The following is a 13,953-nucleotide window of genomic DNA, read 5'->3' on the forward strand; positions in this document are numbered from 1 at the left end:
CAGCGTGGTCGCGCAACCCGGGCGGGCAGGACGGGCAGAACGCAACCGCACACCACGCGCCAGAGGTCGGTCAAAGGCGCCTCGGTCGGAACGCCGCCCCGTATATCACAAACTCGGGCTTCGCCCTTTGAGCCACTTGCAGCGACAGCGCGGGTGGTTGAGAAGACCTTTCCGGGACAAGACGCACAGAAGTGCCTCGTATGAGATCCGCTCCTGCAGGCGGCAGCCCGCAGAATGAGCCGGCCCAACCACGGGCGCCTGGCGCCGACCTCTGTTCCGTGCCTTGCCTCGGCGTCATCGTGCCCTGTTACAACGAAGCCGCGACACTTGACACTCTTCTTGCGCGGGTACTGGCTCGGCCTGAGACCGCCGAGGTCGTGGTGGTGGATGACGGTTCGACCGACGCTTCTTCGGCAAAACTGGAAGCCTGGGCGGCACGAGACCCGCGCGTGCGAGTGCTGCGGCACGACGCAAACCGCGGAAAAGGCGCGGCGATCCAGACCGCCCTACCTCATCTCCGCTCCCCGTTCGTCGTCATCCAAGACGCTGATTTGGAGTACGACCCTGACGATTATCCCAACTTGTTGCGGCCCCTGTTGGAGGGCCGGGCCGATGCGGTCTACGGCACACGCTGGGGCACGGGCGCGTACACGAAGACACCCTTTTGGCATCGGTGGGGGAATCGGCTTTTGAGCTGGTTGGCCCGCAAGATCACCGGACTGCCGATCACGGACGAGGCCACGGGCTACAAGGCCTTTCGCCGGGAGCTGCTGGTGCGACTGGAGTTGCGGGAGTCGGGCTTCGGATTCTGTCCCGAGGTTACCGCAAAACTCGCCCGGCTGGGAGCCCGCGTGGTCGAAGTCCCCATCCGCTACCAGGGCCGCACGCGGGCCGAAGGCAAGAAGATTCGCTGGCACGACGGCTGGGGGGCCGTGCGTTGCTTGTTGAAGTACTCGCGGATGCGGCTGCCTGGGGACGGATCCTGCGCAGTTGCCCGCACGGTTTCTGCCGAGTCAAATGCAGAGAAGCCTCCGGACAGCGCTTCCCGCGTTTTCCGGTTCATCTGGCTGTCGGCTGCCGGCTTGTATGGACTGGGTTTGGTATGGGCGGTGGGCCTGGTGTCGGGGTGGGGTCGTTGGTACTCCGCCAGCCCGTACTATCGCCAACAAGCCGCAGCGTTTTTACGGGGTGACCTGGCGTTGAGCCGCGATCCGGCCGATCTGTCCCATGACCTCTGCTGGTCGGAAGGCGGCGTGCACCAGGTATGGGGTCTGGGCGTGCCCCTTTGGAGGTTGCCGTTCGAGCTCGGCGCGCGCGTGGCGGGATTCGAGACGTTTCCCGACATGCTGGCGTTGGCGGTTGCGCTGGCACTCACCGCGTGGTGGGTCTTCACCACGCTGGAGGAATTGGGTCGGCACCTGCGGTCGGTCCCCACCAGTCAAGTGGAAGGTTCGACCATTCCGATGCGCGCCGGTGCCGGTGAGCCGGAGCGCCCACGGACGGGTACGGATGGGCGCCACGGTGTGCAAGGACCACACGCGCCCGGGGTGAAGGGGCACGGAGCCATCTGGATCCTGATGGGGACGTCGGCCGCGGTTCTGCTGCTTTTTCCGCCGTGGCTGAATCTTCTGACCACCCGGTTTCTCGTTTGGGAGGAGGCTGTGGCTTACGAGTACCTGGCGGGCATCGGCATGATCGCGGCGTTGATCCGGGTGGTTGTTCGGCCGGGAGCGGGACGCTTTGCCCTGCTTGGTTCACTGGCCGGGCTGGGCATGTTGGTGCGCCCCACGCTTGTCTTCCACGGTGCAGCGGCGCTGCTGGCCGCCATGGCGGGCCTCTGGCTGTGCCGACGGACCGGTGGCGAAGGTCCCGACACGGGCTCGACGGCCGCGGCTCTGACGCCCGCTCGTTCGGTATGTCTGCTCGGGCCGGGAGTGGGAATCTACCTGCTCTGCGGCGCGCTGCTCTACATGACGAACCTGCTGCGGTTTGGCGGTGGATTCGAGTTTGGGCACAAGCTCAACCTGCAGGTCATGATGGGGTCCGTTTACGTCACCCGTTTCGATCATCCGTTTGCCTCGGTTTCTCCGGCAGAAGCCGCGGCGGAATTGTGCGGACTGCTCTTTTGCAAAAAGCGATTCAATGGCTGGTTCTGGTATGAGCCGAACCTTTTTGCCGGTCAATCCGACACGCCGCGTTGGCGTGAGGTTGCCAGCACCACGTACGATTTTTTCTATCTGGCCCTGATTCTGGCGGGATGGGCCGCCGGGCTGTTTGCGGCGGTCGGGTTGACGCGACGAGACCCGGCATCTCCGCCGGGCGCAAGAAGCCCGGATCCGCCGCACACGTTGAGCGACGATCGTGGCCAACCGGGTTCCGCAGCGGAAGGGCCGGCTGTTCCGGAGACAGAACGGCCCGGTCCCGCAGCTCTCTCCTCCCACGTTCCTGTACGGGCCAACGAGGCGGGGACCGGGCCCGGCCACCGGATCACTTTCGAGGAGGCTCCTCCGGGGGCGAACCGGGAGGTTTGGCGGCGGGTCCCGATTGTATTGGGCGTTTATTCCTTCTTCGGGACAGCGGCACTGTCGCTTTTTTACCTGCGCAACTGCGTGATTGCCACCCGGTACATGCTCGATTACATGCCGGCCTTTGCCGCAGCCATCCTCGCAGCCTGGTGGGGTTGGATCTACCTGCTGCAACGCTGGCGGAAGACACAAACCGCCCTGCACCTGTCGGCGGCCACCATCCTGGTCTGGCTGGGCATCGACTTCATGAAGTCGACTCATGCATACGGCGATCCGCAGGTTCTCACGTGGAGCGAGTGCGTCACGGCCATGCAGCGCCAGAAGGCGGAAAAGGTGAAACTGCCCCTCGCTGGCGTTTATGAATCCCCGGACGAGCCGGCGCAAACCGGATTGAGTCATAACGGAGCCGGCTGGAATCCTGACGGAACAGTATTGCCCACGGTAATCCTTTTTGTCCACTCGCCCCTCTTTATCGAGCTCGAGTTGGCTCCCTTCGAGTGGGCTCGAATCGAGCCCGATCCTTCGCAGCTCCGGGCCAAAATCGGTTTGGAGTTTCTAAAGCTGGAGAAGGTCGAACCTACAGCAGAAGGATGGCGGGTGCGATTTGCGGGGCCGCGTCAAAAGCGTTACCAGGAGGGGTTGCAACCCTTGTTCCTGGCCATGGTGCCCCGCGAGTTCGTGGCCGAAACCCGCGACCTGCCCTGGCGTCTGTTACGGGTGCGCTGGCGGGAAGGTCCGTGACACCACACCGGTCGCCCCTGCTGCGGATCCAGCCAGCCAACCAGGGGGAGGGCTCCCAACCGGGTTGCGTGCCAGCTCGAGCCGGGAAACACGGCAGGAGGGAAGGGCAAAAGGCACCGGAACAGTCGGCCGGGTCTGAGGAGTTCGTACAGGCAAGCCTCATGCCTCGAGCGCCGAATTCCAGGCCGAACCTGCCGGTCGTGCCGGGGGAGCCGCGCCGCCGGGAGAGCGGCCCGGGATGTTCCGGATCGGCTCTCCGGGCGCCGCGGAGCGGCCGGCACGAGATCGGGTTTTGAGGAGTGGGAATGAGCGCACGCTCCGGAGGGCGGATGTGCGCGGTCCGCGAGGAAACGGCCGACCGGCCTTGACGCTGCCCCCCTCCGCCCGTAGGTTCGGCTCGAACGTGGGAGCAACGCCTATGCATTTGAACAGTTTTCTTGTCCCCATGGTCGTCGAGCAGACCGGCCGGGGGGAACGTGGCTATGACATCTATTCGCGGCTGCTGGTTGACAGAATAGTCTTCCTGGGCACGCCGATTGACGACATGGTGGCCAACCTGGTCATCGCTCAGCTGTTGTTCCTTCAGATGAGCGATCCGAAGAAGGATGTGCACCTTTACATCAACTCACCCGGCGGCAGTGTCACGGCCGGACTGGCCATCTACGACACGCTGCAGTACTTGACCTGCGACGTGAACACCTACTGCATCGGTCAGGCCGCCAGCATGGGCGCCGTGCTGCTGGCCGCCGGCACCAAGGGCAAACGCTTCGCACTGCCGAACGCCCGGATCATGATCCACCAGCCCTGGGGCGGTGTCCAAGGTGCCGCCACCGACATCAGTATTCAGGCGAAGGAAATCCTGCGTCTCAAGGACCGCCTGAACGAAATCCTCGCTTTCCACTGCGGCAAGAAGGTTGAAGAGGTCGCCAAGGACACCGACCGGGACTTTTACATGTCCGCCGAGGAGGCCAGGGCCTACGGTCTGGTGGATGCGGTCGTCCAGTCCCGCAAGGAAATCCCCGGCGCGGTCGAGCAACGGACCTCCTGAAGCCGTTTGAGCCGTCCCTCGATCCGGAGGTTTCCTTGGCCCGCACCCACCAGTCCGCCCAATGCAGTTTCTGCGGCAAAAGCGCCCGCGAGGTCCGCAAACTCATTGCCGGCCCCGGCGTTTACATCTGTGACAACTGCGTCCTGCTCTGCAAAAACGTGCTGGACGCCGAACAGGCCGTGCAGGCGCGGCAGGAACGGCCCCTCACCGTCCCCAAGCCCCACGTCATCAAACGCGAACTGGACCGCTACTGCATCGGGCAGGACCAGGCCAAGAAGGCCCTCGCCGTCGCCGTTCACAATCACTACAAGCGCATCCTCAGCCGGCGTACCACAGCTACTCCGGCGGAGTCGACCCAGTCCGATCCCCATGCCGAGGTCGAACTCGAGAAAAGCAACATCCTCCTGATCGGGCCCACCGGATCGGGGAAGACGCTGCTGGCACGCACGCTGGCCCGGATCCTCGACGTCCCCTTCGCCATAGCCGATGCCACCACGGTGACCGAGGCCGGTTACGTGGGCGAAGACGTCGAGAACATCGTGCTGCGCCTGCTGCAAAATGCGGATTACGACGTCGCCCGTGCCCAGCGCGGGATCATCTACATCGACGAAATCGACAAGATCGCGCGGAAAACGGAGAACGTTTCCATCACGCGGGATGTCTCGGGCGAGGGGGTCCAGCAGGCGCTGCTCAAGATTCTGGAGGGCACCATCTGCAATGTCCCGCCCCAGGGCGGCCGCAAACATCCCCAGCAGGAATACATCCGGGTGGACACGACCGACATCCTGTTCATCTGCGGCGGCGCCTTCGTGGGGTTGGAACAGATCATCCGGCGCCGGCTGGGGCACCATGTCATGGGATTCCATGCCGACGCCCGCGGCGCCGCCGACACGCCGGGCAGCCTCCTGCCCCATGTGGAGCCGGAAGATCTCCTGCGCTTCGGTTTCATTCCCGAATTCATCGGTCGTCTGCCCGTCGTTGCCACGCTGCAGGAGCTCACTGAAGATCAACTGGTGGAAGTCCTGACCACACCCCGCAACGCCCTCATCCGCCAGTACGCGAAGTTGCTGGCCCTGGAGGGGGTGGAACTGGAGTTCACCTCCGACGCACTGCGGGAGCTGGCCGCCGAGGCGATCCGGAAAGGCACCGGGGCGCGTGCACTCCGAAGTTTGCTGGAAAAACTGATGCTCGACGTGATGTACGACGTGCCCCGCCAGCAGGACGTGACACACGTCAAGATCACGCGTGCGGTGGTCCGCGGCGAATGTCCGCCCCTGATCCGCCGCAAGTCCGACGAACAGGCGGCTGCCTGAGCCGGTTCTTTCCGGCAGTTCCGCACCGGCCGGACCGACCGGCCTGCCCGAACGCGGCGGGGCCCCTCACCGCTCCAGGCTGCGGTCCACCAGCACGTCCATGTCCAGGAAGACCTTTCGCCCGAGCTGGGCTTCCAGGTCCACGCGCGCCGCCCGGCCGATCTCGCGGATCCGCCGCCCTCCCACACCGATCAACATGCGTTGGTACCGCGGGTTGGCAGCCAGAATGGATGCCTTGATGTGATACATCGGCCGGCCCTGGCGATCGCGGGTCTCCTCCACGCCGTGGACCTCCACCGCGGTTCGGTACGGCACCTCCTCGTCCATCAACAGGTACACCTTCTCCCGGATGATCTCGCCAATGAGAAACCGTTGATCGGCGTTGGTGATCTGGTCTTCCGGATAGAGGCGCGGTCCCACGGGGAGATGGTGAAGAATGCCCCGTACGAGCTCTTCCAAGCCCTGGCCGGTGTAGGCGGACACCTCGTAGCAACCCGCGTACGATTCGCGCCGCGCCAGCCAGGCCTCCACGTGGGGCCGTTCCGGCAGATCGCTCTTGTTCAGGCAGAGCAATCGGGGCTGCCTCACGCCCTGGAGCGCCTCCAGCACCATCTCGTCCTCGGGTCCGATGGCCCGGGACGGGTCCACCACGTGGACCACGACGTCAATCCCCTGGAGGGCGCGCCGGGCGCGCTCGTGCAAACGGTCCACCAGCCGGTTGGCGTGGGTCTTGAAGAAACCCGGCGTGTCCACGAAAACGATCTGGCCCTCGGGCCGGTTGACCACGCCCTGGATCGGATCGCGCGTGGTCTGCGGTTTGGGCGTGACGATGGAAAGCTTCCGGCCGACCAACGCGTTCAAGAGAGTGGACTTGCCCACGTTGGTGCGGCCCACCAGCACGGCCAGACCGCAGCGGGTCTCGGCAGGCTGCACCTCTGTCGGCGTTGCTTGCCCCGGGTTGGCTTCGCTCATGCTTCCAAACTAGGCAGGAAACCGTCCCCGGCCAAGGTCGGCAGCGTGGCCATTGCCGCAAAGGTGCGATTGCCGCTGCGGACCTGCGAATCGCCACCGGTGCCTCAGCGGGGCATTCCCCGCCTCTGGACCGGCTTTTCACCATCCGGCCGCGGCATCCACATGTCCTGCCAGCCCAGGCCGCATTCGCGGATCATGCGCAGGGCGTAGTTGTGAGGGAGCAGTTCCCGGTCGGGATTGTTGGTACCAAGGGTAAACTTGACCCCCGCGGCCCTGGCCTCGCGAATGAACTCCGGTTTCGGCAACTCGAGACGGCTGTTGATTTCGATGGCCACGCCGTTGCGCGCGGCCGCCTCGATGACCCGCCGACGCCGCTCCGGTGTCCAAAGCTCATCATATCGTGGCGCCAGCACGTCGGGCAGATACGTCGGATTGGCATAGAAATCGATCGGCTCCGTCTCCAGGATCCGCACGATCGTGTCCACCAGATGATCCATGAACGCCTCCGGATCCTCGATCTTGACTTCTTCCGGAATCCAGAGCCGCATCCGCCGACCCTGCCGGTCCGTCAGCGTCATGGCATCGGTGAAGACGTAATCGAACCGCGCCACGGTCGAGGCCGAAAACAGCCGGGTCCATTCCCGGCCCTCGGCCTGCAGTCCGGCGAACACCGGCGCGTTTCGAATGCTGTCCAGCCATGCCTCCGCCGCCGCGTCGTTGGTCACCGCGAACCCCAGCCCGCCGTTCACCGCCAGGCCGTAGTTCATCCCCGTGCGGCGCATGTGGGTCAGGACCTCTTCCAGCGTCAGACCGCCCTTCAAGTGCGCATGAAAATCCACCAGGGGAAAATTGGCCATGCCCAGTTCGATCATTTGGCGCCAGGTGGCGTCGGGTTGTGGCCGCTGCACCCCGGGCACGACATCATCAGGGAGGTGTCGCACACGGATTCGACGAAATTCCACGCGGCTTTCCGGGTCATGCCCCTGCAGGGCGAACGTGCCGCGGCCGAGCCGTCGGCCCGGGCGGCTCTCGGGTGCCATCGGCGGTTCCGGCTCGACGTAGTCCACCACCCAATGGTCGTTGACATAGACGCGGACCCGGGGCACTTCGACCACGATGCGCAGTCGGAACCAGGTATTGTCCGGCACCAGTTGCCTGTACACGTTGCGCAAACCGTAGAGGCTGCCGGTCTTTTTGAGTTCCCAGTAACCGTTGTGCGGGCGGGCGGAGTTGTTGATCTGCACTTCGAACCCACGGGCGGGCCAACCGGTCTCCTGCCACGCCGATGAAAGTAGATCCCGGAATTGGCACCCGGAGCAGCGCGCACCTCCGCCTCCAGCTCGAAGTTCCGGTATTCCGTCCCCACACCGTCGCGGCCGACGTAAAACAGATGCGCCCGGGGCCCTTCGGCCACGATCACCCCGTCTTCCACCCGAAAAGTCGCCGGGTGCTCCGAAGCCCGCCACCCGCGAAGACTGTGCCCGTCGAACAGGTCGACCCACTCTTCCGAGGGAGCCGGGTGCGAACGTGCCGGGGTGGCCAGCAGCACCCCGGCGACAAGGAACGCGCGCACGTTCATGGGCCGCAGTGTGGGCGGCGCCAATCCCGCGCACAAGTCTCCACGGGACCTTGTGCGGGCGTTACTCGGTGTTGGGGTACGACCCCAGGACCTTCACGAAGTTGCAGTGTTCGGCCAGCAGCTTCAGCGCCCGGGCCAGGCGCGGTTCCTCCGCGTGACCCTCCACGTCAATGAAGAAGAAGTATTCCCAGGCCTTTCTACGACTGGGCCGGGATTCGATCTTGGTCATGTTGATCCGGTACCGCCGGAACGCTGCCAGGGCACTGTGAAGTGCCCCCACCCGGTGCATGACGCTGATCATCAGGCTGGTCCGGTCGTTACCCGTGGGCGGGGTGCTTTGCCGGCCCAACACCAGGAACCGTGTGGCGTTGGCGGCATTGTCCTGGATGTCCCGCTCCAGAATCGGCAGGCCGTATTTCTCGGCCGCCAATTCCCCCGCGATGGCCGCCGCGTAGCGCGTCTGTTTGGCCAGCTCCGCAGCCCGGGCGTTCGATGAGGTTTCGATGATCTCCACGCGCGGCAGGTTCGCCTGCAACCACGCCCGGCACTGCCCCAGCGACTGGGGGTGCGCGTACAGCCGCCGGATTTTGTCCTTGGGATGCCGGCTGAGCAGGCAATGCTGGATGGGCAGCACGATCTGGGAGACGATCTTCAGGTCGCTGTCCACGAACATGTCCAGCGTGTGGGTCACGACGCCCTCGGTGGAATTCTCGACCGGCACCACCCCGTAGTCGGCGCGTCCCTTGCTGACCTCCTGGAAGACATCGGGGATCGTCTTGAGCGGCAGGTACTTCAGGCTCGAACCAAACCGGCGGATGGCCGCCTGATGGGTGAAAGTGGCCTCGGGCCCCAGATACGCCACGATCAGGGTCTTCTCCAATGCCAGCGCACTGGACATGATCTCACGGTAGATCGCTCGAAGCTGCTCGTTGGTGATGGGGCCCTTGTTCAGCCGGCAGACCCGCTGCAGCACCGCCTGTTCCCGATGCGGCGCGTACACCTCCTGGCCCGATCGGCGTTTCAACTCGCCGATCGCCAGCACATGCCGCGTACGCTCGTTCAGCAGCTTCACGATCTGCTGATCGATCCGGTCAATGGCCTTGCGATGTTCCTGAATGTGCATACCCCGGATCAGCATATGCCAAGCCTCCGTCCCTTGGGCAGCAAAAAGCGGCATGAGACCGGCCCGGTTGCGCGCCCTTTTGTCCCGAAGTTCGATGCCCCGGAAGTCCCCAGCCCCGGATCGGCACGGCCCCGTCTCGAGCAGGCAAGGGCCATCCACGGTCCGGGAAAAGGGGTGGGCAAGCCCAAACTCACCGGGGCCGGCGGCACGGTTACGTGCCCAACGTCCTCTACACCTGCGGCGCCCTGTTCCATGCCGGCAAGCTGGTCATCCCCTGTGCCATGAGCGATTATTGCACCAGCTTCGCCCTGGTGGAGCTGCGTGAACTGTTGGAACTGCTGACCTGATCCCAAGCCATTCCATCCGACCATGAAACACCGCTCTCGAAACCGGTTCGCCGTGGTCTGCGATTACGTGTCCCGCCAGTGCGGGATCGCCACCTTTTCCCACGACGTCTACTAGACCCTCACCGCACCGGAGATGGGTGCGGAATGCATCATGGTGGCCGTCAACGACCGGCCCGAGGGTTGCGAGTACCCGCCCGAGGTCCGGTTCGAAATCGCCGAGCGCGACATCAAATTCCTACCGTCGCGCCGCCGATTTCCTCAATTTCAGCGACGCCGAAGTGGTGTGTGCCCAACACGGGTTCGGCATCTACGGCGGGCCCGCCGGCAGTCACATCCTCGCCCTGCTCCGGCCCCTGCGCGTGCCCGCCGTGGTCCATCTTCACACCATTCTCGAGCAACCCCATCCCGACCGGCGGCGCGTGATGGACGAGAGGGTCCGTCTGGCGGCCCGGTTCATCGTCATGACCGAGCGCGGTCGGCGCATGCTCCGGGAAATCTACCACGTCGAACCGGACCGCATTGACCTCATCCCGCACGGGATCCCCGACATGCCGTTTGTGGACCCGAGCTTTTACAAGGACCAGTTCGGCGTGGAAGGAAAGAAGGTCCTGCTGACCTTCGGCCTGCTCTCACCGGGCAAGGGCATCGAATACGTCCTGCAGGCCCTGCCGGAGGTCATCAAGGTCGAGCCCAACCTGGTCTACATCATCCTCGGCGCCACCCATCCCAATCTGATCCGCGAACAGGGCGAGACCTACCGGCTCCGGCTGGAACGCATGGTGGCCGAACTCGGCCTCAAGAAACACGTGATCTTTTACGACCGCTTCGTCGAGCTGGAGGAACTCAAGGAGTTCCTTGGCGCCGCCGACATCTCCATCACCCCCTACCTCAACAAGGCCCAGATCACCTCCGGCACCCTTGCCCAAGCCTTCGGTTGCGGCAAGGCGGTCATTCCACCCCCTACTGGCACGCCGAGGAACTGCTGGCGGACGGTCGCGGTGTGCTGGTGCCCTTCAGAGATTCCGCGGCCATCGCCCGCGCTCTGATCAATCTGCTGACCGACCCCGTCAAACGCGACAACATGCGCAAACAGGCCTACCTGCTCGGCCGGCAGATGGTCTGGAGCCAACTGACCCACGCGTTCCTCGAATCCTTTCGCAAGGCCCGCGAGGTTCCGCTGCGCCAGGCCCGCAGCCGCCTGGCCCTCGACACGCAGGAGCAACAACCACGTGAACTGCCGCTGCTGCGGCTCGACCACCTCCGCACCCTCACCGACAACACGGGCATCCTCCAGCACGCCGTTTTTTCCGTCCCCAACCGCAAGGAGGGCTACTGCACCGACGACAACGCGCGGGCCCTGCTGCTGACGGTCCTGCTGGAACAAACCGGCGACGACACGCCCGAGGTCCGTCTGCTGGCTTCCCGGTACGCCGCGTTCCTCAACGATGCGTTCATACCGGCCACCGGACGATTCCACAACTTCATAGCTTCGATCGCCAATGGCTGGACAACCCCGGGTCCGAAGACTGCCTGGGGCGGGCCCTCTGGGCCCTGGGTGCCTGTGGCGGCCGCTCCCAGCGCCCGGATCTCCAACAATGGGCCGTCCGGCTCTTCGAAGCCGCACTGCCGGCCATCCGCGACACCGGGCCCCACCTCCGGCCCGCGGCGTTCGCGCTTGTCGGCATCCATGAATACTTCCGGCGTCTCAGCGGCGACCGCCTCGTCAATCAGATCCGGGAGGAACTCACCGAACGACTCCTGAAGGTCTGGCACCCACACGCCAGCGATGACTGGCTCTGGTTCGAAGACCGGCTCGCCTACGCCAACGCGCGCCTCCCCCATGCCCTCATCCCGGGCGGCCGATGGACCGGCAATCAGGAGGTCTTGGAGATCGGACTGCGCAGCCTCCGTTGGGTCATGCAGATACAGACCGCCGAAGCCGGACATTTCCGGCCCATCGGCAACAACGGTTTCCACCGCCGATATGGCGAGCGCGCCCAGTATGACCAGCAACCCCTCGAGGCCTACACCGCCGTTTCCGCCTGTCTGGAGGCGTTCTTTGCCAGCCGCGACGAGTTCCGGCTCAACGAGGCGCACCGCGCCTTCGACTGGTTCCCCGGCCGCAACGACGTGGGGCAGCCCCTCTATGACCCCGGTACCGGCGGCTGCTTCGACGGGCTTCAGATCGACCCCGTCAACCGCAATCAGGGAGCCGAGTCCACGCTCTCGTTCCTCCTGGCCTTTCAAGAAATGCGGCTCGTCAGCAGCACGCTCGGAACCTTTGATCAACCGGTCGAAACGCCGGCTCCCGTGCAGGCAGCAAGCGTATGACGCCCACCAACCCCAACCGGTCCGAGACCCTCGGCATCGGCGTGCCGGGCGCCGGTGCCTTCGGGCTCTTTGCCCTTCAACACTTCCTACAGGTACCCGGCGTCCGCCTGGTCGCCCTGGCCGGCACCCATCGCGAGGCGGCCCTCGCCATGGCACGCCGGTTCGGCATCGAGCAAACGGATACCCCGAAATCACTCGTGCAACGGCCGGACGTGGACCTCGTCTACGTTGCCACGCCGCCGTTTCTGCACCATCCCCGGGCCCGCATGGACCGGCAGGAACTGCGGCTGTTGTTCGAGCTGGGCGATGTCACCCTCGAGGAATGGATCCCCGTGCGCGCCACCGTACGCGCCGTCGTGCACGAGGCCCGAACCCGCCGGCTGATGGAGCTTTTCCCCGGTGCCCACTTGGACATCCTGGCCGTCTACGGCGGTCGCGACCGCGAAGCCATGGGCCGCCACAAAACACTCGATCTCTCGCAGCGGATCGAACTCCGGTGGGGGCCCGGTCAGGAGAAGATGCGGTGCTACGGGGAGCTCCTCCGCGCCCTGTTGCTCGACCAGATTCGCTGGATCCGGGATCCTTCCCACGCCCGCAAAATCACCGAGGAAAACGGATGGCAAACGGTCGCCATGGCCGAGGCAGCCACCCGGCTGGCGGGGGAAACGGCCCCGGCCGAAAATCCACAGCGGGGCTCTCCGCGTGTCAACCTGCCAAGACGCCTCCCGTGCCGATCCCTTTGCCACGAAAAACCAATTTCTGTCTGTTGCAGCCCTCCCAGGTACCGCCCTCCCGGCCCGATCTCCGCTTCGTCGGCACCTTCAACCCCGAAGCCATTGCCACCGGACCCCGGGAGGTCACGCTCCTGGTCCGCGTGGGGGAAGCACCGGCGGAAAGCACGCGCGGGTGGATCAGCCTCCCCCAGTTGGGACGTCGATCGCGGTGAAGTCGTGGTGGACCGGTTCCGCGAGGAGGAGGTCCTCTTCGTGGACCCGCGCGTGGTCGTGGTACGCCGCACCGGTTACAAGCGCCTGACCTTCCTCTCCCACATTGCCGTCTACGTCAGCCCGGACGGCCAGCGCCTGCATCCGGAACCGCGGCACCGCTGGTGGCCCGCACAGCCCTGGGAGGAGTACGGGATCGAAGACCCGAGGATCACTCCCCTGGAAGGCCGGTTCCACGTCACGTACGTAGCCGTGTCGCGGCACGGCGCCTGCACTGCCCTGGCTTCCACACGCGACTTCACCCGGTTCGAACGACACGGCATCATTTTCCCACCCGAGAACAAGGACGTCGTTCTCTTCCCCGAACGGCTGCAGCAGCGTTACGTGGCCATCCACCGGCCCAATCCCAATCAGCATTTCTCCGGACCGGAGATGTGGGTGGCGACCTCGCTCGATCTTCTCCATTGGGGCGGCCATCAACCGCTCTGGGGCGCCACCGGCACATGCGACGCGGGCCGCGTCGGAGGCGGCACCCCACCCATCCGTACACCGGTCGGCTGGCTGACCCTCTACCACGGCAACGACCGGCCTCCCGACGGCACCGGCGTGGGGACCTACTCCGCCGGAGCCCTGCTGCTGGCACCCGACGATCCGACGCGCGTCATCGCCATGGCCGGCAGGATCCTGGTCCCGGAAACCTCCTTCGAAACCCAGGGCTTCGTGCCCAGCGTCGTGTTCCCCACCGGCATCGTCGAACGCGGACCTTCCCTGTGGGTTTACTACGGCGCCGCCGATGAGAAGTGCGCCGTGGTGGAACTCGAGCGCGACACCCTGCTGCAAGCCCTTCAACCCGTGCGCACCCGGCCCTGACCCGCAATCCCGTCACCATGCCCAAACCGCCCGGAGCGAAAACCGGCGGACCGGTGCATGCCTTCCATCGGGTGCCGGCACGCACCGGCCGGGTCCGGGGCAAGCGGTAATCCGGCTTTACCCAAGCAGGCGGTTCCCGCCAACCTGCTCTGGCATACGT

General features: G+C 65.2%; 7 protein-coding genes and 2 pseudogenes. 6 read left to right on the plus strand and 3 right to left on the minus strand.

From position 1 onward, the window contains the following. The first annotated feature begins 200 nt into the window (after positions 1-200). The 3 genes from ACPDIX_RS05295 to clpX all read left to right on the plus strand — a co-directional run bounded on the left by ACPDIX_RS05295 (position 201) and on the right by clpX (position 5,627). Positions 201-3,266 (plus strand): glycosyltransferase family 2 protein, encoded by a 3,066-nt coding sequence (locus ACPDIX_RS05295; protein ID WP_423430737.1) that lies wholly within the window; start codon positions 201-203, stop codon positions 3,264-3,266. 418 nt (positions 3,267-3,684) lie between these two features. Then, complete coding sequence (clpP, locus tag ACPDIX_RS05300; protein ID WP_423430738.1) at positions 3,685-4,314, plus strand: ATP-dependent Clp endopeptidase proteolytic subunit ClpP; 630 nt, start codon at positions 3,685-3,687, stop codon at positions 4,312-4,314. 35 nt (positions 4,315-4,349) lie between these two features. Further along, entirely contained in the window at positions 4,350-5,627 is a 1,278-nt protein-coding gene (gene clpX / locus ACPDIX_RS05305; RefSeq protein WP_423430739.1) for an ATP-dependent Clp protease ATP-binding subunit ClpX, read from the plus strand. Between the two features lie 66 nt (positions 5,628-5,693). Here the strand turns inward: clpX and era are convergent, their stop codons facing one another. The 3 genes and pseudogenes from era to pheA all read right to left on the minus strand — a co-directional run bounded on the left by era (position 5,694) and on the right by pheA (position 9,316). Continuing rightward, complete coding sequence (era, locus tag ACPDIX_RS05310) at positions 5,694-6,599, minus strand: GTPase Era (RefSeq protein WP_423430740.1); 906 nt, start codon at positions 6,597-6,599, stop codon at positions 5,694-5,696. Between the two features lie 104 nt (positions 6,600-6,703). Beyond that, a pseudogene (locus tag ACPDIX_RS05315) lies at positions 6,704-8,178 on the minus strand (family 16 glycoside hydrolase). 61 nt (positions 8,179-8,239) lie between these two features. Continuing rightward, the gene (gene pheA / locus ACPDIX_RS05320) at positions 8,240-9,316 is read right to left on the minus strand and encodes a prephenate dehydratase (RefSeq protein ID WP_423430741.1); all 1,077 of its coding nucleotides are present in this window, start codon (positions 9,314-9,316) and stop codon (positions 8,240-8,242) included. Between the two features lie 200 nt (positions 9,317-9,516). On the opposite strand from pheA, the gene ACPDIX_RS05325 reads away from it, so the two are divergent. The 3 genes and pseudogenes from ACPDIX_RS05325 to ACPDIX_RS05335 all read left to right on the plus strand — a co-directional run bounded on the left by ACPDIX_RS05325 (position 9,517) and on the right by ACPDIX_RS05335 (position 13,793). Further along, positions 9,517-9,648 carry a hypothetical protein gene (locus ACPDIX_RS05325; RefSeq protein ID WP_423430742.1) on the plus strand — a complete coding sequence of 44 codons (132 nt, stop codon included), beginning with the start codon at positions 9,517-9,519 and terminating at the stop codon, positions 9,646-9,648. Between the two features lie 22 nt (positions 9,649-9,670). Then, positions 9,671-11,979, plus strand: a pseudogene (locus ACPDIX_RS05330) (glycosyltransferase family 4 protein). Next, positions 11,976-13,793: a Gfo/Idh/MocA family oxidoreductase gene (locus ACPDIX_RS05335; protein ID WP_423430743.1), complete on the plus strand. Its 1,818-nt coding sequence runs from the start codon at positions 11,976-11,978 to the stop codon at positions 13,791-13,793. The pseudogene ACPDIX_RS05330 and the gene ACPDIX_RS05335 overlap by 4 nt, the downstream one beginning before the upstream one ends. The last annotated feature ends 160 nt before the right edge of the window (positions 13,794-13,953 follow it).

Source organism: Limisphaera sp. 4302-co (assembly GCF_049537155.1).
Lineage (GTDB): Bacteria > Verrucomicrobiota > Verrucomicrobiia > Limisphaerales > Limisphaeraceae > Limisphaera.

What these genes read in the sequence shown, in the direction of transcription:
- ACPDIX_RS05295 (WP_423430737.1), top strand. Translation starts at nt 201, where the DNA reads ATGAGATCCGCTCCTGCAGGCGGCAGCCCGCAGAATGAGCCGGCCCAA.
- clpP (WP_423430738.1), top strand. Translation starts at nt 3,685, where the DNA reads ATGCATTTGAACAGTTTTCTTGTCCCCATGGTCGTCGAGCAGACCGGC.
- era (WP_423430740.1), bottom strand. Translation starts at nt 6,599, where the DNA reads ATGAGCGAAGCCAACCCGGGGCAAGCAACGCCGACAGAGGTGCAGCCT.
- pheA (WP_423430741.1), bottom strand. Translation starts at nt 9,316, where the DNA reads ATGCTGATCCGGGGTATGCACATTCAGGAACATCGCAAGGCCATTGAC.
- ACPDIX_RS05335 (WP_423430743.1), top strand. Translation starts at nt 11,976, where the DNA reads ATGACGCCCACCAACCCCAACCGGTCCGAGACCCTCGGCATCGGCGTG.